The organism is Streptococcus sp. FSL E2-3488 (genome assembly GCF_038003585.1).
In the GTDB taxonomy this organism is placed as follows: Bacteria; Bacillota; Bacilli; order Lactobacillales; family Streptococcaceae; genus Streptococcus; species Streptococcus thermophilus.
On sequence record NZ_JBBOPL010000001.1, the window covers coordinates 1,455,378 to 1,477,569 of the forward strand.

Annotated in this window: 21 protein-coding genes and 1 pseudogene; 1 reads left to right on the forward strand and 21 read right to left on the reverse strand. The window is 41.1% G+C overall.

Annotated features, from left to right (window positions below; all coding sequences use genetic code 11):
• Nucleotides 1–83 precede the first annotated feature (83 nt).
• The 18 genes and pseudogenes from tuf to MHH90_RS07555 form a co-directional block, all read right to left on the reverse strand.
• Nucleotides 84–1,280 carry an elongation factor Tu gene (tuf, locus tag MHH90_RS07470; RefSeq protein WP_084825811.1) on the reverse strand — a complete coding sequence of 399 codons (1,197 nt, stop codon included), beginning with the start codon at nucleotides 1,278–1,280 and terminating at the stop codon, nucleotides 84–86.
• 237 nt (nucleotides 1,281–1,517) lie between these two features.
• Nucleotides 1,518–2,798, reverse strand: a complete 1,281-nt coding sequence (gene ftsW, locus MHH90_RS07475) for a cell division peptidoglycan polymerase FtsW (protein WP_180483501.1) — start codon at nucleotides 2,796–2,798, stop codon at nucleotides 1,518–1,520.
• A 251-nt stretch (nucleotides 2,799–3,049) separates the two neighbouring features.
• Nucleotides 3,050–3,472: a F0F1 ATP synthase subunit epsilon gene (locus MHH90_RS07480; protein WP_340725866.1), complete on the reverse strand. Its 423-nt coding sequence runs from the start codon at nucleotides 3,470–3,472 to the stop codon at nucleotides 3,050–3,052.
• A gap of 12 nt (nucleotides 3,473–3,484) precedes the next feature.
• Nucleotides 3,485–4,891 (reverse strand): F0F1 ATP synthase subunit beta, encoded by a 1,407-nt coding sequence (atpD, locus tag MHH90_RS07485; protein WP_011226937.1) that lies wholly within the window; start codon nucleotides 4,889–4,891, stop codon nucleotides 3,485–3,487.
• Nucleotides 4,892–4,967: 76 nt separating this feature from the next.
• Nucleotides 4,968–5,846 carry a F0F1 ATP synthase subunit gamma gene (locus MHH90_RS07490; protein ID WP_002949964.1) on the reverse strand — a complete coding sequence of 293 codons (879 nt, stop codon included), beginning with the start codon at nucleotides 5,844–5,846 and terminating at the stop codon, nucleotides 4,968–4,970.
• A gap of 18 nt (nucleotides 5,847–5,864) precedes the next feature.
• The gene (gene atpA / locus MHH90_RS07495; protein ID WP_011225596.1) at nucleotides 5,865–7,370 is read right to left on the reverse strand and encodes a F0F1 ATP synthase subunit alpha; all 1,506 of its coding nucleotides are present in this window, start codon (nucleotides 7,368–7,370) and stop codon (nucleotides 5,865–5,867) included.
• Between the two features lie 15 nt (nucleotides 7,371–7,385).
• Complete coding sequence (locus tag MHH90_RS07500) at nucleotides 7,386–7,922, reverse strand: F0F1 ATP synthase subunit delta (RefSeq protein WP_011226936.1); 537 nt, start codon at nucleotides 7,920–7,922, stop codon at nucleotides 7,386–7,388.
• Nucleotides 7,922–8,419: a F0F1 ATP synthase subunit B gene (gene atpF / locus MHH90_RS07505; protein WP_023909457.1), complete on the reverse strand. Its 498-nt coding sequence runs from the start codon at nucleotides 8,417–8,419 to the stop codon at nucleotides 7,922–7,924. Before atpF ends, MHH90_RS07500 begins: the two co-directional genes overlap by 1 nt.
• 20 nt (nucleotides 8,420–8,439) lie before the next feature.
• Entirely contained in the window at nucleotides 8,440–9,147 is a 708-nt protein-coding gene (gene atpB, locus MHH90_RS07510) for a F0F1 ATP synthase subunit A (RefSeq protein ID WP_023909456.1), read from the reverse strand.
• A gap of 34 nt (nucleotides 9,148–9,181) precedes the next feature.
• Nucleotides 9,182–9,379: a F0F1 ATP synthase subunit C gene (locus MHH90_RS07515; protein WP_023909455.1), complete on the reverse strand. Its 198-nt coding sequence runs from the start codon at nucleotides 9,377–9,379 to the stop codon at nucleotides 9,182–9,184.
• 176 nt (nucleotides 9,380–9,555) lie between these two features.
• Nucleotides 9,556–12,207, reverse strand: coding sequence for a valine--tRNA ligase (locus MHH90_RS07520; protein WP_340725867.1), 2,652 nt, complete (start codon nucleotides 12,205–12,207; stop codon nucleotides 9,556–9,558).
• Nucleotides 12,208–12,236: 29 nt separating this feature from the next.
• Nucleotides 12,237–12,778 (reverse strand): annotated as a pseudogene (locus tag MHH90_RS07525) (GNAT family N-acetyltransferase).
• A 4-nt stretch (nucleotides 12,779–12,782) separates the two neighbouring features.
• Nucleotides 12,783–13,373, reverse strand: coding sequence for a flavin reductase family protein (locus MHH90_RS07530; protein ID WP_113870415.1), 591 nt, complete (start codon nucleotides 13,371–13,373; stop codon nucleotides 12,783–12,785).
• A gap of 443 nt (nucleotides 13,374–13,816) precedes the next feature.
• Complete coding sequence (locus tag MHH90_RS07535; RefSeq protein WP_002949930.1) at nucleotides 13,817–14,020, reverse strand: hypothetical protein; 204 nt, start codon at nucleotides 14,018–14,020, stop codon at nucleotides 13,817–13,819.
• A gap of 134 nt (nucleotides 14,021–14,154) precedes the next feature.
• Complete coding sequence (locus MHH90_RS07540; RefSeq protein WP_011680832.1) at nucleotides 14,155–14,772, reverse strand: PepSY domain-containing protein; 618 nt, start codon at nucleotides 14,770–14,772, stop codon at nucleotides 14,155–14,157.
• 112 nt (nucleotides 14,773–14,884) lie between these two features.
• A complete protein-coding gene (gene rarD / locus MHH90_RS07545; protein WP_084825621.1) occupies nucleotides 14,885–15,769 on the reverse strand; it encodes an EamA family transporter RarD in 885 nt (294 codons plus the stop codon).
• A complete protein-coding gene (thrB, locus tag MHH90_RS07550) occupies nucleotides 15,762–16,622 on the reverse strand; it encodes a homoserine kinase (protein ID WP_023909449.1) in 861 nt (286 codons plus the stop codon). Before thrB ends, rarD begins: the two co-directional genes overlap by 8 nt.
• A gap of 83 nt (nucleotides 16,623–16,705) precedes the next feature.
• The gene (locus MHH90_RS07555; protein WP_002949921.1) at nucleotides 16,706–17,992 is read right to left on the reverse strand and encodes a homoserine dehydrogenase; all 1,287 of its coding nucleotides are present in this window, start codon (nucleotides 17,990–17,992) and stop codon (nucleotides 16,706–16,708) included.
• 174 nt (nucleotides 17,993–18,166) lie between these two features.
• Here MHH90_RS07555 and MHH90_RS07560 point away from each other — a divergent pair, with 174 nt between their 5' ends.
• Entirely contained in the window at nucleotides 18,167–19,045 is an 879-nt protein-coding gene (locus MHH90_RS07560) for a polysaccharide deacetylase family protein (RefSeq protein WP_100262392.1), read from the forward strand.
• 40 nt (nucleotides 19,046–19,085) lie between these two features.
• Here MHH90_RS07560 and MHH90_RS07565 read toward each other — a convergent pair whose 3' ends face one another.
• From MHH90_RS07565 to argJ, 3 genes are read right to left on the reverse strand one after another with little or no spacing between them, the layout of a single operon-like run.
• Complete coding sequence (locus tag MHH90_RS07565; protein ID WP_300976360.1) at nucleotides 19,086–20,216, reverse strand: acetylornithine transaminase; 1,131 nt, start codon at nucleotides 20,214–20,216, stop codon at nucleotides 19,086–19,088.
• Between the two features lie 3 nt (nucleotides 20,217–20,219).
• Nucleotides 20,220–20,957, reverse strand: coding sequence for an acetylglutamate kinase (argB, locus tag MHH90_RS07570; protein WP_064355419.1), 738 nt, complete (start codon nucleotides 20,955–20,957; stop codon nucleotides 20,220–20,222).
• Nucleotides 20,958–20,983: 26 nt separating this feature from the next.
• Nucleotides 20,984–22,177 carry a bifunctional glutamate N-acetyltransferase/amino-acid acetyltransferase ArgJ gene (argJ, locus tag MHH90_RS07575; RefSeq protein ID WP_002949910.1) on the reverse strand — a complete coding sequence of 398 codons (1,194 nt, stop codon included), beginning with the start codon at nucleotides 22,175–22,177 and terminating at the stop codon, nucleotides 20,984–20,986.
• Nucleotides 22,178–22,192 lie beyond the last annotated feature (15 nt).

The following is a 22,192-nucleotide window of genomic DNA, read 5'->3' on the forward strand; positions in this document are numbered from 1 at the left end:
ATTTAAAGACCAAAAAGAGCCGAGTAAACTCGACTCTCTCAATTATTGTCTGACTAATAATTGTATTGGGAACTTAATATTAATTAAGCTTCGATTTCAGTTACGATACCTGAACCAACAGTACGTCCACCTTCACGGATAGAGAATGTTGTACCTTTTTCAACGGCAATTGGGTGGATCAACTCAACGTCGATAGTCACGTTATCACCAGGCATAACCATTTCAGTACCTGCAGGAAGTTCGATTGAACCTGTTACGTCAGTTGTACGGAAGTAGAACTGTGGACGGTAGTTATTGAAGAATGGAGTGTGACGTCCACCTTCTTCTTTAGAAAGGATGTAAACTTCACCTTTGAATTTAGTGTGTGGCTTGATTGAACCAGGCGCAGCCAATACTTGACCACGTTCGATTTCATCACGTTGGATACCACGAAGAAGGACACCGACGTTATCACCGGCAATACCTTCATCAAGTTGTTTACGGAACATTTCTACACCAGTAACAACTGCTTTTTGGCTTTCTTCTTTAAGACCAACAATTTCAACTTCGTCATTAACACGAACAACACCACGGTCAATACGTCCTGACGCAACAGTACCACGACCAGTGATTGAGAATACATCTTCGACCGGAAGCAACAATGGTTTGTCAGTGTCGCGTTCTGGTTCTGGAATGTATTCGTCAACAGTATTCATCAAGTCCATGATGATGTCTTCATATTTAGAATCACCTTCAAGAGCTTTAAGAGCTGAACCTTGGATAACTGGAATGTCATCACCTGGGAAATCGTATTCTGAAAGAAGGTCACGGATTTCCATTTCAACTAATTCAAGCAATTCTTCATCGTCAACCAAGTCAACTTTGTTCATGAAGACGATAAGGTGTTTAACACCAACCTGACGTGAAAGAAGGATGTGCTCACGAGTTTGTGGCATTGGTCCGTCAGTAGATGCAACTACAAGGATCGCACCGTCCATTTGAGCGGCACCAGTGATCATGTTTTTAACGTAGTCCGCGTGTCCTGGCGCATCGATGTGAGCGTAGTGACGTTTTTCAGTTTCGTATTCAACGTGTGCAGTGTTGATTGTGATACCGCGTTCACGTTCTTCTGGAGCAGCGTCGATTGAAGCGTAGTCTTTTGGTGTGTTAACTGCGCTAGGAAGACGACGAGCCAATACAGTTGTGATTGCAGCTGTCAAAGTAGTTTTACCATGGTCAACGTGTCCGATTGTACCAATGTTAACGTGTGGTTTACTACGATCGTATTTTTCTTTTGCCATTTAGGAAAAGCCTCCAATAAAATATATTTTATAGATAGACAGTAGGCAATACAGTCTAACTTTACTCTACTATTCTATCAAAATGTCATAGAATTGCAAGTATTTTATATAGTTTTCAGTTTTTCTTTATAGTAATCACAAATATTTCTTTCAATAATCCTCTTTCTACTACTTTTATAATCTTTTCATTCTATCCAAACCATGACTACACTCCAAAAGACAAAAAGAAGTCGTATGCTAACGACTTCTTCTCAAAGGTACAATTTTTTCATTTTGATTTTCAAGTTCTTGAGTCTGAGACAACCCTTCCTCAATAGCCTGAACAATATTATCTCGTTTTTCATTAGCAGCAATGTTCAAGACAAAAGCAATACCAACGGAAGTTACCAGAAGAGAGTTACCACCTTGTGAAAGGAAAGGGAAGGTAACCCCTGTCGATGGAATCAAACCTGAGATTCCACCGATATTAACAAAAACTTGCATAAGCATGAGAGCCCCCACACCAAGTGCCATCATAGAGTTAAATGGATTTCTAGCTTTTACTCCTACAATCATAATACGAAGAATAAGGAAAAAGAGAAGGGCAAGAATCAAACCTGCTCCAATGAGACCTAACTCTTCAATAACAATTGAAAACACAAAGTCTGTCGTTGCTTCTGGAAGATAACCGGTTTTCTCAATCGAATTTCCGAGACCAAGACCGAACCACCCCCCATTACTCATAGCATAGTAAGAATGAGATAACTGAAGTCCTGAACCTGTTAAATCCTTAAAAGGATTAAAATAAGCTGCAAAACGCTTGGCAACATATCCAAAGACAGGTACCTTAGCCATGTTTTGTACTCCAACCAAAGCAATCAATCCAAGAAAAGCAGACGACAGCCCTACAATACCAGCAAACAGTGCCGTGAACCAGCGATAACCAACACCAGAAATTGAAAACATGACAACCGTTGTCAATACGATGATAGCCGCATTTCCCAAGTCTGGTTGGATGGCAACTAAGCCAATCATTACCAGCAAATAGTAACGCCAGTCATTAAATTCTTCTTTAGTCCTCGGTATCCACCTATTTTTAGTTAAAGCCTGATAGTCATAATGTTCTATAGCAGACTGTTGTTTTGAGAAGGTGTGCGCCAAATACCAAACAACAATAACCTTAAGATATTCCGCTGGTTGGAAAGATAAGGGACCCAGTACAATCCATCCGTTCGCTCCATTAATTTCTTTAGTGAAAAATTTCGCAACAACCAAAAGTATAATTTCGACAATTATTACAGCTCCTAAGACCTTATCTTTTCTAAGGAAATTCAATTTCAATCGATAAATAAAAAAGATAAATAATAAGGATACTAGCCAGAAGGCACCTTGGTTCATAACTGATGCGAAAGGATTGGCTCCAAAAGTTACTAAACGAGCACTCGTTGTTGAATAAACAACAATCAAACCAACCACTGATAAAATTAAATAAGGTATCAAGATGGTATAGTCCAAAAGATGTTTCTTTTCAATTTTCATATCTAAAAAACTCATACTTTCTATTATGTTACCCTACATTTCATAAAAAAACATAAAGCTAACAGCTTATATTATAACACTTTGATATCTTAAACTAAAGTAAAATCTAAATTAACCGTTTTCATCTTTAAAACTTTTATTTAATCTTTTATACTCAAATTAATTTGTAAACTAGCTTTCTGTGGTAATATTGCTAGTTCTCATATTTTCTTTAAGGATAAATAAAAAAACGAGACTTAGGTCCCGTTTTTTTATCTTATTTTTGTACCGACATTGATACGATTAAGTGCTCGACGGAGAGCAACCTGAGCACGTTGAACATCAACATTACGATCAGATTTTGTTGCTTCTTCCAAGACACGTTCGGCACGTTGCTTGGCACGTTCGGCACGAGAAACGTCAATGTCGCGATCACGTTCTGCTGAATTGGCAATGATAGTAATGAAATCATCTTTAACTTCGATGATACCACCGTTTACGGCAATCCAATCGACGTGACTCTCGTCATCCACACGACGAACCTTGAGCTCATCCACTTCAAGTGGAGCAATCAAGTTAATATGGCCTGGCAAAATACCAATTTGACCATCTTTAGTAACCGCGTGGATAAAGCTGGCATGGTGGTCATATTTAAGACCATCTGGAGTTACCACTTGTACGGTCATTTGTGCCATATCTTCACCTCATTAGTAGCCCATAGCTTTAGCTTTAGCTACTACATCCTCAATTGGCCCTACGCTACGAAAGGCATCTTCAGGAAGATTGTCATATTTACCTTCAAGGATTTCTTTAAAGCCACGAACAGTTTCAGCAACTGGAACATAAGAACCTGGTTGACCTGTAAACTGTTCAGCAACATTGAAGTTTTGTGACAAGAAGAATTGGATACGACGAGCACGTCCAACCAATGTTTTATCTTCGTCCGACAATTCATCCATACCAAGGATAGCGATAATATCTTGCAATTCACGGTATCGTTGAAGTACTCGTTGAACTTCAGTCGCAACAGCATAGTGTTCTTCACCAACAATTTCAGGTGAAAGGGCACGTGAGCTTGATGCCAATGGGTCAACAGCTGGATAAATACCCATTTGTGTCAACTTACGTTCAAGGTTAGTTGTTGAATCCAAGTGAGCGAATGCTGTTGCTGGCGCTGGGTCAGTGTAGTCATCGGCCGGGACATAGATAGCTTGGATTGAGGTAACAGAACCTTTTTTAGTTGATGTGATACGTTCTTGCAATTGACCCATTTCAGTTGCCAATGTAGGTTGATAACCAACGGCTGATGGCATACGACCAAGAAGGGCTGATACTTCAGAACCTGCTTGAGTGAAACGGAAGATGTTATCAATGAAGAGAAGCACGTCTTGTCCTTCAACATCACGGAAATATTCAGCGATAGTCAAACCAGTAAGGGCAACACGCATACGTGCTCCAGGTGGTTCATTCATTTGACCAAAGACCATGGCTGTTTTTTCGATAACGCCAGATTCCTTCATTTCCCAGTAAAGGTCATTACCTTCACGTGAACGTTCCCCAACACCCGTAAACACGGAAATGCCACCGTGTTCTTGAGCAATGTTGTGAATCAGCTCTTGAATAAGAACAGTCTTACCAACACCGGCACCACCGAAAAGTCCGACTTTACCACCTTTAAGATAAGGGGCAAGCAAGTCGATAACTTTAATCCCTGTTTCAAGGATTTCAGTACTTGTTGACAATTCATCGAAGGTAGGTGCTTTTTTATGAATTGGTTCACGCTCTGCATCATCTGCAAAAGGTGCTTCCATGTCAATGGTATCTCCAAGCACGTTAAAGACACGTCCAAGAGTTTCTTTACCAACAGGAACACTGATTGGACGACCTGTGTCCAGAACTTCTAGCCCACGAGTCAATCCATCAGTAGATTCCATGGCAATGGTACGAACCACACCTTCTCCAAGTTCAAGAGCTACTTCGAGCACGATACGTCTAGACTTTTCTTCATCAGTGTAAACGACCAATGCATTGTTAATCTCAGGAAGTTTATCGCCAGTTGCAAACGCTACGTCTACAACAGGACCAACAACCTGAGCAATTTTGCCTGAGCTCATTGTTTTCTCCTTATGATAGTTTTCTGGATGACAATCATCCCTTTTTATTGTATGTCAAATCAAGACAAATCTCTAGCTATTCAAGTGCACTAGCACCGCCAACAATCTCAGTGATTTCCTGAGTAATGGCTGCTTGACGTGCACGGTTGTATTGAATTGTTAAATCGTTAATTATTTTCTTAGCATTATCAGTGGCAGTCTGCATTGCGGTCATACCAGCAGCATGCTCAGCTGTTTTGGCATCTACGATAGCACCGTAGATAAGACTCTCAGCATATTGTGGCAAGAGTTGATCCAAAATAGTATCACGATCTGGTTCCAATTCAAACTTGGTCAATACATGGCCTTCAGATTCATTAGGATCAAAATCAGCAATTGGAAGCATTTTTTCAACACGAACTTCACGAGACAAACTATTAATATGATGATTGTAACACACATAAAGTTCATCAAAAAGCTCATTTTGATACATTCCTACAGCTTTAGAAATGATTTTCCCGACTTGATCGAAACTAGGTTGATCTTCAAGGCCACGAAGTTCAAAAGCAACATTCATGTTACGAGCTTTGAAGAAATCTGAACCTGTTCCACCAATAGAGATGATAGCATATTCATCTTCAGAATCATGGTCACGTTTAATCATATCCAAGACAGCTTTAAGAATGGTTGAATTATATCCTCCAACTAATCCCTTATCTGAAGTAATGACAATATACCCTGACTTACGAACTGGACGTGCATCCAACATCGGATTTGAAGAACCATTAACCAATTCTGAATGTAGAAGATCTGTTGTGATCTGTCTAATTTTTGAGGCATAGATTTGGAAATCTTTAGCAGCCTGCTCAGAACGTGTCAATTTAGAAGCAGAAACCATTTGCATGGCTCCTGTAATATGACTCGTTTGCTTAATTGAAGCAATTTTTGCTTTGATTTCTCTTAGAGAGCCTGCCATATGCTGTCCTCCCTATCTCTATTTGTATTCCGATTGATCTTTGAAAGCTTGGATAGCTTCATTAAGCACAGCTTCTTCAGGAAGATCCTTAGTTGAACGGATTGTTTCAAAGATATCCTCATGATGGCTATCAAAGTAGTCATAGAGGGCTTCTTCAAAATCCAAGATTTGATCAACCGGAACACTGTCCAAGAAGCCATGTGTCAAAGCGTAAAGAATAAGAACTTGTTTTTCAACCGGAAGTGGTTTATGAAGTGGTTGTTTAAGCACTTCAACTGTACGACGTCCACGATTAAGTTTAGCTTGTGTTGCGGCATCCAAATCAGAACCGAATTGTGTAAAGGCTTCAAGTTCACGGTAAGAAGCCAAGTCAAGACGAAGGGTACCAGCAACTTTCTTCATTGCTTTGATTTGTGCTGAACCACCAACACGTGATACTGAAGAACCAGCATCAATCGCAGGACGAATACCTGAGTTGAAAAGATTTTCTTGCAAGAAGATTTGTCCATCTGTGATAGAAATAACGTTTGTCGCGATATAAGCTGAGATATCTCCTGCTTGTGTTTGGATGATTGGCAAGGCAGTAATTGAACCACCACCAAGATCATCTGAAAGCTTAGCTGAACGTTCCAAAAGACGTGAGTGGAGATAGAATACATCCCCTGGGTAGGCTTCACGACCTGGTGGACGACGGAGAAGCAATGAAAGTTCACGGTAAGCCACGGCTTGCTTAGACAAATCATCATAAACAATCAAGACATGTTTTCCGTTATACATGAACTCTTCAGCCATTGCAACACCAGCGTAAGGCGCGATGTAAAGCAATGGTGATGGTTGTGATGCTGAGGCAGTCACAACGATTGTGTAATCAAGAGCACCATGTTTACGAAGTGATTCAACTTGTGTACGAACAGTTGATTCTTTTTGACCAATAGCAACATAGATACAAATCACATCTTGTCCTTTTTGGTTCAAAATTGCATCAATCGCAACAGATGTTTTACCTGTTTGACGGTCACCGATGATTAACTCACGTTGACCACGTCCAATTGGAACCAAAGCATCAACCGCTTTAAGACCAGTTTGGAGTGGTTCAGAAACTGATTTACGTTGCATAACGCCTGGTGCAGGTGCTTCAACTGGACGAGTTGCAGTTGTCTTGATATCTCCAAGACCATCAATTGGTTGACCAAGTGGGTTTACGACACGACCAATAAGAGCTTCACCTACTGGCACTTCCATAATTTTACCAGTACGTTTAACTTCATCACCTTCACGAATTGTATAAAAATCTCCAAGAATAATGATACCAACGTCATTAGACTCAAGGTTTTGAGCCATACCGAAGACACCATTTGAAAATTCGAGAAGTTCTCCACTCATGGCATTATCAAGTCCACGAGCACGGGCAATACCATCACCGATATAAGTGACTACACCAGTTTCTGTGACGTCAAAATTTGGCTGGAAGTTTTCAATTTGCTTTTTAATTAAAGCGCTAATTTCTTGTGCATTAATTGCCAAAAGTCACACCACTTTCTATTTCAAATTCATTTTAAATGCTTGTAATTGACTACGAATTGACGTGTCAACAAACTTATTCTTTGCTTTGATGACGAATCCTCCAATGAGTTCCTCATCAATTTTTTCTACTAAACGACGTGTCTTAATCTCAAATTTTTGTGAAACTATCGTCAAAAGTCTAGTTTTTTGTTCTTCAGACAAGGGACTTGCTGATGTCACAGTGACATCGTAAGTGTTGTCTTCTTGATCAAAGAGCTCAAGGACCAATTTCAAGACATCATAAAGAATGTTAGCTCGGTCATTGAGTGAAATTACCTCAAGAAAATTGTTCATGTATACTGAACAAGACTCTTGAAAGAAACTTAAACTTTCTTTCTTAGCCTCGCTTGTCACATTTACTTGAGACAAGAAGGTTTTTAGATTTGTTTCAGCAAAAACTGTTAGGATTTGCCTTACTTCTTCTTGGATTGTTGACACGGCGTCTTGTTCAAAAGCGACTTCTACCAGACTTCTGGCATACTGCCCAACAAGAGCTTGTGTTTTCTTATCCATTAAGCATCTCCTAATTGATCAAGATAGCTATCAATCAAGTCAGATTGCGCTTTTGCATCAAGGTTTTGTTTCATGACTTTTTCTGCCAAAAGGACAGTCAAGTCAGCAACCTCACCTTTAACGCCAGCAAGTGCTTCCAACCAGCTTTGGGCGATATCTTGATTTGCTTTCTCTTTCAAGCGTTTAGCTTCATCATATGCTTCTGCAATGATTTTTAACTCTTTAGTTTTACCAGTTTTCTTGGCCTCATCAATAATCTGAGTTGCTTCTGTGCGAGCGGCAGCTAACTCATCTTGACGTTTTTGTACCAAGATTTCTGCTTCTTGACGAGCTTTTTCAGCACTATCAATATCTGTGGCAATTTTCTTTTCACGAGCGACAAAGATTCCTGTAATTTGATCCCATGCGAATTTACGAATGAGGTAATACAAGAGAAAAACTGAGCCGAGCGTAATAATGATATTACCAAGTGTCGTACTATTAATCAGTAATGACATTTCATTTCTCCCTTTCTTAATTATTCTTCGTTGACTTTATCACCAATGTAGTTAGAGCTTAGGATAATAAAGACATAGGCTTGAATGAACCCAATAAAAGCTGAAAAGGCAACCCAGACAAGGTTCAAAGCAAAGGATATAGGTGCTGCAAAAACAGACCATTTCACTAATTGAAGAATCAAGTCAATTAGTACCTCACCAGAATAAATGTTACCAAACAAACGCAAGGCCAATGATGCAAGGTTGGTAAATTGTTCCAAAATGTTCATTGGGAGCATAGCTGGGTATGGTGAAAGGTAACCTTTGAGATAGCCTTTAAACCCTTTTTTACGAATCCCCTCAATATGACTAACGAGGGTAATAATCAAAGAAAGAGTGATAGTGACACCGAAATTCGATGTTGGAGAAGACCAAAAATTGTAATGCTCACTTTTAACAGATACAAGCAAACCTAAGTTGTTTGCTGTAAACACAAAGGTGAAAATTACAAACAAGAGCAAACTATAATTTTTTGTGAATTTTCCAAGACTTTGAGAAATGGTGTTGTTCACAAATTCATAGATGAACTCGAGTACATTTTGTTTTCCCTTTGGTTTAATGGTCATATCACGACTTGACCAAAAAACCACTCCAAAAACGATAATTACTGTCAAGAGAGACATGGCAAGGATCGTCAAGTCAAAATCAATCCCAAATAATGAGACGGTTGGATTACTTGTAGTTTCCACTGCTCATCCCTCCTCCATCTTTTTTATTTGTCTATTAGACAATGTAGCTAAGGGCAAACAATACGAAGAAAGTACCTTCGATGAAGGCAACACCAGTAAACATCAATGTTTGAAGTTTACTAAACATCTCAGGTTGGCGAGCTGCAGCCTTAGCGATATTGGCAACGAGGATACCCTCACCAATAGATACACCCATAACGGCCAAACCGAGGGCTAAGATAGTTAAATTCATAGTAGAATTCTCCTTTTAATTATTTTTACCAAGCTATTTTAGTCCTATTTTCCACGAAAGTCAACGAATTGACGGTTTTTTGGACATTTTCACTGACTTTGCCTAACATTTTCATTCTTTTTGTATAAGCGTTTACTTTCAATAAAAGACACGGCATTTCACCGTGTCTCTTTGTTCTATTTCACCAATTTCTTCATCTCATCAATACGCACTACTATCGCATCGTATTTAGCTTGGTAATCTTTTTGTTTGTCGCGTTCTTTTTGGACGACTTCTGGTTTGGCATTGGCTACGAAGCGCTCGTTAGAGAGTTTCTTACCAACCATGTCAAGTTCTTTTTGCCATTTGGCCAATTCTTTTTCAAGACGAGCCAACTCTTCTTCGACGTTGAGAAGGTCTGCGAGTGGCAAGTAAATTTCTGCGCCTGTGATGATGCTTGACATAACCAAGTCAGGTACTTCGACATCTGCTGCAATTTCCAAGTGTTCTGGATTTGTGAAGCGTTTGATGTAATTGATGTTGTCATTAAAGAAGGCATCGAGCTTGCTGTCGCTAGTCTTAATCAAGATGGTGATCGGCTTGCTTGGCGCTACGTTAACTTCTGCACGTGAGTTACGAACTGATCCAATCACGTCTTTAAGGGCCTCAACGCCAGCTGCCGCTTCTTCATTTTCAAATTCTGGACGAACCACTGGGTATTCAGCTGTGACGATAGAGCCTTCTGAGATTTGACCAAAGATTTCCTCTGTCACGAATGGCATGATTGGGTGAAGGAGACGCAAGATTTGGTCCAAAGTGTAAAGTAGGACAGAACGAGTGATGACTTTCTCGTCCTCGTTATCGCTGTAAAGCACTTCCTTAGTCAACTCAACATACCAGTCCGCAAACTCATCCCAGATAAAGTTGTAAAGGATGTGTCCAGCCACACCGAATTCAAACTTGTCAAAGTTTTCAGTAACTTTTCCGATAGTTTCGTTGAGATTGTGGAGAATCCAACGGTCTGTGACATTACCTGCTTGACCAGCAGCCACTTTAGCTACATTTTCACGCGCCACATCCAAGGTCAACCCTTCATTGTTCATAAGGATGTAACGAGAGATGTTCCAAATCTTGTTAATGAAGTTCCAAGAAGCATCCATTTTCTCGTAGGAGAAGCGCACGTCTTGACCTGGTGCAGAACCGTTTGAAAGGAACCAACGAAGGGCATCAGCACCGTATTTTTCGATAACATCCATTGGGTCAATACCGTTACCAAGGGACTTAGACATCTTACGTCCTTGCTCGTCACGGATAAGACCGTGGATAAGGACATTCTTAAATGGTTGGCGACCTGTGAATTCCAATGATTGAAAGATCATACGAGACACCCAGAAGAAGATGATGTCATAACCAGTGACAAGTGTTGAGGTTGGGAAGTAACGCTTGAAGTCTTCTGAGTCGACATCAGGCCAGCCCATAGTTGAGAATGGCCAGAGGGCAGAACTGAACCAAGTATCCAAGACATCTTCGTCTTGTTTCCAGCCGTCACCTTCTGGTGCTTCTTCGCCAACGTATATTTCACCTTCAGCATTATACCAAGCAGGGATTTGGTGACCCCACCAAAGCTGACGAGAGATAACCCAGTCGTGGACATTTTCCATCCATTGAAGGAAGGTATCATTGAAACGAGGTGGATAGAAATCAGCCTTATCGTCTGTGTCTTGGTTAGCGATGGCATTTTTAGCCAGTTGGTCCATCTTAACGAACCATTGTGTAGACAAACGTGGTTCAACAGGCACACCTGTACGTTCTGAGTGACCAACTGAGTGAGTCATCTTTTCGATTTCGACAAGGGCACCGATTTCTTCCAATTTCTTAACAACGGCCTTACGTGCTTCAAAGCGGTCCATACCGTTGAATTCGCCAGCCAATTCATTCATGGTGCCATCATCATTCATGACATTGACTTGTGGCAAGTTATGGCGTTGACCAACTAAGAAGTCGTTAGGGTCATGAGCAGGAGTGATTTTAACCACACCAGTACCAAATTCAGGGTCTGCGTGTTCATCGCCAACGATTGGGATTGGCTTGTTCAAAATTGGCAAGATAACATTTTTACCAATCAAGTCTTTATAACGATCATCATTTGGGTTAACAGCTACGGCAGTATCCCCAAACATGGTTTCAGGACGAGTTGTTGCCACTTCCAGGGCACGTGAACCGTCTTCTAACATGTAGTTCATGTGGTAGAAGGCACCTTCCACATCCTTGTGAATGACCTCAATATCAGAAAGGGCTGTGCGGGCTTTTGGATCCCAGTTGATGATAAACTCACCACGGTAAATCCAACCTTTTTTGTAAAGCTCTACAAAGACCTTGCGAACGGCTTTTGATAACCCCTCGTCAAGGGTGAAACGCTCACGAGAGTAGTCTACAGAGAGGCCCATCTTACCCCATTGTTCCTTGATAGTTGCCGCATACTCGTCTTTCCACTCCCAGACTTTATCAAGGAATTTTTCACGACCAAGGTCATATCGAGAAATGCCACTTTCGGCCAAACGAGCTTCAACCTTAGCTTGAGTGGCAATTCCAGCGTGGTCCATACCAGGAAGCCAAAGCGTATCAAAACCTTGCATACGTTTTTGACGGATAATGATATCCTGCAAAGTTGTATCCCAAGCGTGACCCAAGTGAAGTTTTCCGGTTACGTTTGGTGGTGGAATGACGATGGAATAAGGCTTAGCCTTTTTATCGCCTGAAGGCTTGAAAACATCTTCATCAAGCCATTTTTGGTAACGACCAGCCTCAACCTCAGCTGGATTGTATTTAGGTGAAAGTTCTTTAGACATGTGTGTGTCCTTTCTAGTTATTTCTATTTTTAATGTTGGTCTTGGACTTCCCATTCACTCTTCAGCAATCCATATATCAGACTGTCACAACGGTTGCCCTGGGCATCTTTGCGATCCCTTATGCGAGCTTCATGGGTGAAACCAAGCTTCTCTGCGACTCGTTGACTTTGGACATTGTCCCCAAACAGGCCAGTTCAATCTTATGAAGGCCCAACTCCTTAAAAGTTAGGTCAATCAAAGCACGCACGGCTTCTGGTACATAACCTTGCCCCCAATAGTCTGGGTGCAAAGTATAACCAATCTCCAGCACATCATCGTCGTGGCGATGATTGAAATCAACAGAGCCAATAACTGTATAGATCCCTTTAACCACAATGCCATAGTCTGCTAAGAGATTGTCTTTTCGATTACGCTCAGGAAGGATATGCTCTAGATAATAAATCTCATCTTCCAAGGTATGGACAGGCTGAAATCCTGCTGGATAGGGGACTTCTGGCAAACTAGCGTAGGCATAGATATCCGCAGCATCTGCCACTTTGCGGACTCGTAAAACGAGACGCTCCGTCTCAATTCAATCAGGTGGTAATACTGCTCTTGTCATCTTTCTTCCTCGCTTTCTTGATGAAGCTTCCCATGGGTTCAACTCGGTTATCCAGATAGCAATAGACACGCTTATGACCATCACCCATAAAGTAAGTCGGTGCAAAGCGGTCATTTTTAAAAGGGCCCCTGCCATCTAGCAAATCAGAATCAGCAAGGCGATCTAAAATCTTAGCAAAGATATGGCAGGTACCATCTTCCTCAATAATTCTGTCGACCTTACAATCCAGAACGACTGGGCAGGCATCCAAGATAGGTGCTTGTGTCAGTTTAGAAGGTCGGAAATCTAAGCAGAGTTCAGCAATCTTTTCACGGTGACTAATAAATCCAGCCTGCTCCAGCTGAAGTATGAAACTTTCATCAGGAATATTCACAGTGAACTTCTGATAATGTTTAATCTGGTCTGCTGCATTTTCCTTGCTACCTACTCCGAAGACAAGCCAATCTCCTAAACTGTAGGAAGAACTACAGGTCGTCACATTATAACCATAGGTCTGATCCTGATAACCCAAGATAAAAATAGGAAAACCATAATACAATTTACTAGTCTCAAAAGATTGCTTCATGACAACCTCCTTTGATAGCAATGTTGACCTCGCTTTCGCTCCGTCTGCACCAATATCTTTAAATTCACCTGCGACCTTCGGTCTTGGTTCTTTAAAAGCTATAAAAAACCCCTGTCATAAACATGACAGGGACGAATATGTATCCGCGGTACCACCCAGTTTTGAGTGGCAACCACTCACACCTCTCTTTATTCAATTTGACCATCAGCAACCAGCTTTGACATTTGTGCGGATTTCTCAGTACCACCGCTTCCTGTGACAAATGGGCTTCAAAGCACCTCTGAATAGTCTTATTCTATCACATTTTTAATCTCAAGACAAATGAAATTGTGGGGACCTGAATTTGCAAATAAGTTAGACTACCGATTTTACCTTAAAAGATGAATCCATTTCCTCATTTTATTCTCATTAGAAAAGTCCTGTCTGTCGATAAGGATCTCATCTTAATTTTCTTCCTTAGCTCTTTCTTCTTTGAGCCATTTTTCATAGCTTTCAAGTAGATTTATAGCCATTTGGGTTGCCAAGGCAACTGAGAAGGCTTCCGTACCTTCGGTTGTTTCATTTTGGACTTCCAATTTACTTTCTTCGTAAATGTCTTTGAGAGTCTTATTGCTAAGCGTATCTTTAAATGCTTGGAATTCTTTCATGGTCAAATTTTCCTTTATTCTACGGTACTCTCTAAAATTGCTGTTATCGTTTTCACTTTAAGTTTACAACATTTCAGAGAAATTGCAAGGCTTCTCCTTAATAAATAAGGAGAACTTTCCCACTATCTACGGATCTATTGCGCAGCTGCAGTAGCTTCTGTGAGATACTCTGTCGTATAGACTACAATAGCTCCTGAATCAGCATTTACCGCGTATTTATAACGTAGTCCACTAGCAGCATAATCAAAACTGATATTGTAGACTTTACCGTCTCCTTCGGTCTTCAACTCCGTTTTCAAGTTTGTTACAGAGCCTTCATCTAGGCCAGCATGATTAAGAGCTGTCGTTTGTGCAGTTTCTTTGGACACTGCCGTCTCGTCCTTACTTTCGCTAGATTGAGTCTCGTCTTTAGGCTCTCCACCTTTTTGAGCACCGTCAACATCTTTAGACATTGAATGGTCACTCTTATATTTCAAAATAGACCCTGACAGACCGTCAATCGTATACTCAAAATGATTGTCTGACGTTGTGAAACTAATCTCATAATTTCCATGAAATCCAGAACGTGATTTTGAGACTGTTGATTGAGATATCTCAGAAGTTTTGACACCTGCATTTTTGTAAGCAATGTCTGCAGCATCTTGTTCTGACAAGCGATAACCTGAGCCGTTAAAAACAAACAAGGCTGCAGCGATGGCAACTGGAATAGCGAGCAGAAGCAGATACCTCACTAGCTTTTTCATTTTTCGCATAAAATTCTCCTCTATTTTAATCTAATACTACTATTATATCTTAAAGTTCTAAAATTGTCAGATAAACTTGGCTCATTTTTAGGTCGGCATTATAAAAAGTTCCCGATAGCTATCAGGAACTTCTACGAAATGTTACTATTTGGCCAGTTACAAAGACTAGTATGGCCATCCAGATAAAGAAGAAGCCTTTCAACTCTCCAAAGCTGACCGTCTCACCAAAAATGAGGATGGCTACGAGAAGTTGAATCGTAGGACTAAGATACTGGATGAAACCAATAAGGTTAAGCGGTGCCCTTTTGACTGCCTCTGAGAAGCAAAGCAATGGAACGGCCGTCACCACACCGGATATGGCTAGGAGAAACATTTCCATGCTCGAATAGGAAGAAAATGATTCTGGAGAAAAGAAAACGAGATAGATAGCTACAAAAGGTAGTAGCAAGCCACTTTCTACTAGCATGGCTACGTCACTGGAAATCCTAACCCCTTTTTTGATTAGACTATAGAAACCAAAGCTCAGAGCTAACCCCAATGAAACCATGGGAAGTTTTCCTGTATTGGCAATAAGAACCAGTACTCCTATAAAGGCCAATACTACTGCTGCCCACATGGTCCTACTCAATGATTCACGAAGAAAAATGAGGGCAAACAGGATAGAAACAATAGGCAAAATGTAATAGCCCAGGCTAGCCTGCGTCGCTTGACCATGACCCACAGCATAGATATAAATCAACCAGTTAGCTGCTATGAAAAAACTAGCAAGTAGCATACGAAGCAAGGCTTTCTTATCTTGCCAAAGTTCTACAAGCTCCTTTTTGAAACGTGTATTTTGCTTAGCGACTAGGGCGTAAATCAGCATAGTCACCACTGTAAAAACAATCCGCCACGAGAAGGTGTTGTAAGCCGAAACACCTGCTAAAAGCTTCCAAAAAAGGGATAGAAATCCCCATTGAATATAGGTGGCTAGACCAAAGAGTAGCCCTTGATTTTTTCTAGTCAACGACAACACCTCCTTTATCCACAGATAGGATGAGGGTTTCACCATCTAAACCAAGACCATCGATAGCCGTTTTTAGAGCCTCAGCTTGATCATTTGGTGTCAAGGTCATAACTGTTGGGCCAGCCCCTGAAAGATAGGTCGCATAAGCACCGTATTGACCTGACAATTCCTTAATAGTCGCAAATTCTTTAACCAATTTTTGACGGTAGCGTTCGTGGAACATATCCCCTTGAATAGCATGTCCCGCCTTAACCAAATCGCCTGCAAAGAGGGCAGCAATGGCAACGTTGGCAATAGATGATGCAGCTACAGCTTCTTTGTAAGACAGGTTACTTGGAAGTACCCCACGTGAATCAGACGTTTTAAGTTCATAGCTCGGAATGAAGGCTACAAAGGCACACTCTGGAAAGTCTGTCACGATGCTATTAACATGTTCATCCACATAAGAGGCTACAACGAGATTCCCAAAAATAGCTGGGGCAACATTGTCCGGGTGACCTTCAATCTTGGTTGCAATATCAAGTTTATCGTCATCTGAGAGCTTCAGATCTGCCAATTGATTGGCTAACTCAATCCCTGCGACAATAACTGAGCTAGAAGAACCTAGCCCACGCGCCATGGGAATATCTGAGGCCATCACCAATTTATGGGGCTGCAAATCAGACTTAACTTGCAAGGCCGTTGAAATGAGGAGGTTATTTTCATCTAAAGGAATATCTCCCAAATCATGTTCAATATGCCATGCATCCGCTGGTTCAAGCACCTCGATTGTCAAATATTTAGAAACGGCAACACCCACAGAATCAAAACCTGGACCAATATTGGCAGATGTTGCTGGAACAGTAATTTTCATAATAATACACCGAGAGGAGGAAAGCCATCAGCGACTTTTCTCCTTGAATACCTTTCTTATACGCACCAGTATGGGCTTATCAATTAGTTAGACAAAACTTTCAATGTATTGACAACTGTGAAATCTTCTGCTGCTTCAAGTTTTTCAGTAACAGCTTTGAGTTGTGTCTTAGACATAGCATGTGTAATCACAACGATACGAGCTGTTGTGCCATTTGCTTTTTGTTGCAAGACTTGTTCAAACGAAATATCTTCTGAGTTGAAGATTTCAGACAAGTGAAGGATTTTACCTTTTTCATCTGGCGTATCAAGGGCAAAGTAGTAATTGCTCTTAACGTCCGCTGGATTAGCCAATGGCAAGTCACGACGGAACTCATTAAATGGTTTACCCACATTGCCATCTGAAAGACGACGAGCAATACGGATAATGTCTGCCAAAACAGATGTTGCTGTTGGTTTTTGACCAGCACCTGGACCGTAATACATAGATTCACCGATACCGATAGATTCAACAAAGACTGCATTCATAACATCGTTGACGCTAGCAAGTGGGTGATTTTTTGGCAAGAATGTTGGTGATACTTCTGCTGAGATACCTGATTCTACTTCACGCACATCACCAACCAATTTGATAACATAACCCAATTCTTGAGCAACAGCCACATCGTCTGTAGAGATGTTCGTAATGCCTTTGTGAGAAACGTCGTCAAAATCAATTGTAGCACCAAAACCAAATTGGCTAAGGATAACAGCTTTATAAGCGGCGTCATACCCTTCAACGTCGTTGGTTGGATCACTTTCAGCATAACCAAGTTCTTGAGCAGTCTTGAGGGCGTCCTCATATGACCAACCTTCATCAACCATCTTAGTCATCATAAAGTTAGATGTACCGTTAAGCACACCAAGGATACGAGTCACCTTGTCAGACGTCAAAGAGTTAGCCAAAGTACGCAAAATTGGAATACCACCGGCAACAGCAGCTTCGTAGTAGAAAGCCACCCCCTTATCTTGAGCAAGAGCAATTAACTCTTTTCCATGAGTAGCAATCAAGTCCTTATTGGCAGAGACAACGTTTTTACCTGCTTCAAGCGCTTTTGTGATGAAGGTACGAGCTGGCTCGATACGTCCCATCAATTCTACAACGATTTGAATCTCTTCATCGTTAAGGATTTCGTCAACATTTGTGACAAAATTGTAGTCGTTTCCGGCAGCGATAAGACGATCTTTTTCCTCGTCATCTTTAACCAAAACTTTGGCAATTTCAAGTTGGTCACGTGAAGCTGCAAAAACCTTTTCACCATTTTCCTTCAAGAGAAAAGGAATACCGCTAGCTACTGTACCAAAGCCAAGCAATCCAATTTTAATAGACATTTATGATCTCTCCTTAAAAACATACATTTTTTTAATTGTACCATATTTCTATCGGAATTGACAGAATATTTCTGTCATTTAAGGAGACAAGTATTCTTTTTTTACTGAAAATTCTGTGCATTTTCACCCCATTTTTGTTAGAATAATAGCTTGACCTATTTGAAAGGGGATACAATGACTTCTCAAAAGAAAAAAACAAGTCAAGTTAAAAGAAAAAAATTGAAACTACTTCTGCTTGTCCTAAACCTGGTCCTTCTTGGTCTATTGGCCGTTTTTATGCTAAACCGACCAAATCAGTCGACAAACAACCAACAACAGAATCAGACCAGTCAATCTAAGAGTACAGCTAAGTGGAAAACCTATGATGACCCTGTTCAAATCCCTATCCTCATGTACCATGCTGTTCACGTTATGGATCCATCTGAGGCCTCTAACGCTAACCTCATTGTTGCTCCGGACAATTTTGAAGCGCAAATTAAGGCCATGGTAGATGCAGGATACTACTTTCTAACGCCTGAAGAAGCCTACAAAGCCTTCTCTGAAAATGCCCTACCTTCTAAGAAGGTTGTCTGGCTGACCTTTGACGATGGTAACGAAGACTTCTATACAATTGCCTACCCGATTCTCAAAAAATACAAGGCGAAGGCAACCAATAATATAATCACTAGCTTTGTTAAGAAAGGGAACGTTGGAAATCTGACCGTTAAACAGATGAAGGAAATGATGGCACACGGCATGAGCTTCCAATCTCATACGGTCAATCACCCTGATTTGTCTGTCACTGACAAGGCGACGCAAAAGGATGAATTAACGAATTCTATTGACTTTCTTGAGGACAAACTCAACATCAAGGTCAACACCATTGCTTATCCATCAGGTCGCTACAATCAAACAACACTGGACCTAGCTAAAAAAACTTACAAGTTAGGACTGACAACTAACGAAGGATTAGCGAGTGCCAATGATGGCCTTCTCTCACTTAATCGTGTCCGTATTCTGCCAACAACAACAGCTAAAGGACTTCTAAGCAAGATTACTACTGACAATAAGTAAAAGAAATCACTTGACTGTAAATCAAGTGATTTCTTCTTGTCTAGTCAAATATTTCTGATAGGATAGCCACACCTTTTTCGATTTCAGCATCACTTAGAGTGATTGGAGGCAGAAGACGGATAACATTTGTCCCTGCAGTTAAGACAATTAATCCCTTATCTCTAGCAGCTTGTACCAGTTCACTTAGATTTCCAGTAGTCTCAATTCCAATCATGTAGCCCAATCCACGCACAGAGGTCACTGTCTCTTTATCAGACAAGACCTCTTGCAATTTAACTTGTAGCTTGTTCCCATTTTCAAGGGCAGTATCCAGAAAACCTGGAGTCAACATGACTTCAAGCGTAGCCTTGGCCGCTGCCATAGATAGTTTATTGCCACCAAAAGTAGAGCCGTGACTTCCATAAGAGAAAGCCCCTCCAAGAGATGACTTAGCAAGCATGGCACCAACTGGTACACCATTTGCCAAACCTTTGGCCAGGGTAAAGATGTCTGGCTCAATATCGTAATGTTCATAAGCAAAGAGCTTACCAGTACGACCAATACCAGTCTGAACTTCGTCTACGATGAGATAAATACCAGTTTCCTGACAGTAATCAGACAAAGCCTTGACAAAGGCCTTGTCCGCTGGTTGAACACCTGATTCTCCTTGAACCAACTCAAGCATAATGGCCGACGTTTCTTTATTGGCTAGAGCCTTAACACTGTCCATGTCGTTAAAAATGGCATAGCTAAAGTGGGGCACGCCTTCACCAAAACCTTGTTTGATTTTATCCTGACCAGTGGCAGACATGGATCCGAAGGTTCGACCGTGGAAGGAATTTTGGAAGGTAATGATTTCTTGTTTACCCGATGCCTTACGGGCGATTTTTATGGCTGCCTCATTGGCTTCTGCACCACTGTTACAGAAAAAGGCCAGATAGTCCTTGTCACCAGTTAAAAGACCGGCAACATCTTCTTGCAACTGATTGTAATAAAGGTTAGGCTGGTGCAAAATCTTGCCTACCTGATCTGTTAGAGCTTGATTGACACGGGGATGATAGCCAAGATTAGTCACCCCGATACCAGATGAAAAATCCAAATAGGTCTTGCCAGTGGTATCTGTCAAATAATTGCCTTGAGCCGAAGCAAAATCAATCGCTGCCCGTTTATAATTTGAAAATAATTTTGTCATCGTTTACTCCTTGATTATTGTACCATCTGTAAGGTTATCACCAATAATGACCTGATCAACACCAGATTCAACCGTCTGAACAGCGCTTTGAATTTTAGGAATCATGCCTCCAGTAATCACACCTGAATCTACTTTTTTCTGAACATCTACAATATTCAAATGATTCAAAACCTGCCCATTCTCTAAAACACCCTTGACATCTGTCATGAGAATAAGCTTTTTGGATCCTAGACTAATAGCCACCGCTCTTGCAAGGTAATCGGCGTTGATATTCAGCAAATCACCCTGCTCACTGTAACCTAAGCTAGGAATCAATGGTATCTTGCCTTGAGATAGAAGTGCCACTAGGGTCTGATTAGTAATAGACTTGACCTCTCCCACGTAACCATAGATCTCTTGATCTAAAAAATCAGCATGAACAAGATCTGGCAGCTCATCTACAACCTGATAGATTGGAAAACCCGCTTGTGTCAACTGACCCGCCAAGTTTTTCCCAACTATGTCAACCAAGGCTTCTTTAATTAAGACCATATCTGACTGACTCGTCACACGTAGACTATTGACCTTGTGAATTGTGATGTCATGTTCCTCCATGAGTTGATTGATAGCAAAGCCACCCCCATGGACGATGATTATTTTTTGACCAGCCTGCTGCCATTCTGACAGTTTAGCCAGTATCTCAGGAGTTAGCTGTTTACTGGCTACTCCACCAATCTTAATTACAATATATTCGGTAGTCATTAGTTAACTCCTTTGTCATAAATAGTCTAGGTGTGGTAGAGAGCGTTAATTTTAACGTAATCGTAAGAGAGGTCACAACCCCATGCCGTCCCTTTTTCTTGGCCCGAATGAAGGTCTACTGTTATGGTCACTTCATCCCCGTGCATGATGTCTTTCATTTCTTCATCATCAAAGGTCACAGGACTAGAGGCTAGCATGACTGGCAGACCGCCAAGCATGATATCAACATTGTCCACAGGCACATCCACACCGGCATAGCCAACAGCAGCTAAAATACGCCCCCAGTTAGGATCTTCACCAAAGATGGCTGTTTTGACCAGACTTGAACCGACTACAGATTTTGCCATCATACGGGCATCAAGGGCATTAGGAGCATTGACCACATCAACCTGGATGAGCTTATTGGCGCCTTCACCATCCTTGGCAATCTTCTTAGCCAGTTCTTGCATCACGAAATTAAGCATTTTCGAAAATTTATCGAACTCTGGTGTATCTGGCAGAATCTCATCATTGAGCGCGCAACCATTGGACATGACAAGAACCATATCATTGGTCGAAGTATCCCCATCAACCGTAATCTGATTAAAGGTCTTTTCAACATTTTGGCTCAAGGCCAATTGAAGAGTATCGCTAGAAATATTAGCATCACAAGTAATAAACCCAAGCATTGTCGCCATATTAGGGTGAATCATACCTGAGCCCTTAGCAACACCAGCCATAGTGACTACATCACGTCCAAAAGTCTCCGTCACAGCAATAGTCTTAGTCGCTGTATCTGTCGTCAAAATCGCCTTGGCAAAATCATTCGCGTTTCCATTTACCACCAACTTGGAAAGACCATTTTTCAAGGTATCCATTGGTAGCAACTCACCGATAATCCCTGTAGAAGCCACACCAATCATATCAGGTTCAACACCTAGCTTTTCAGCTGTCCACTCCTGCATGGTGTATGCATCTTCTAAGCCTTGGGTCCCTGTACAAGAATTGGCTACACCTGAGTTAACGACAATAGCCCTCATTTTACCAGCTTTTTTCACCGAGGTCTTGGTTACAATCAGAGGAGCTGCAATAACCTTGTTGGTCGTGTAAACACCTGCAACACTAGCTGGCTTTTCAGAGACAATCCAACCAAAATCCATCTTTCTCTTTTTAAATCCTGCATGTAGCCCATCTGCTGAGAATCCTAGCGGGCTAGCAATTGTTCCATCTATGACTTTCATATTTTTTCTCCTAAC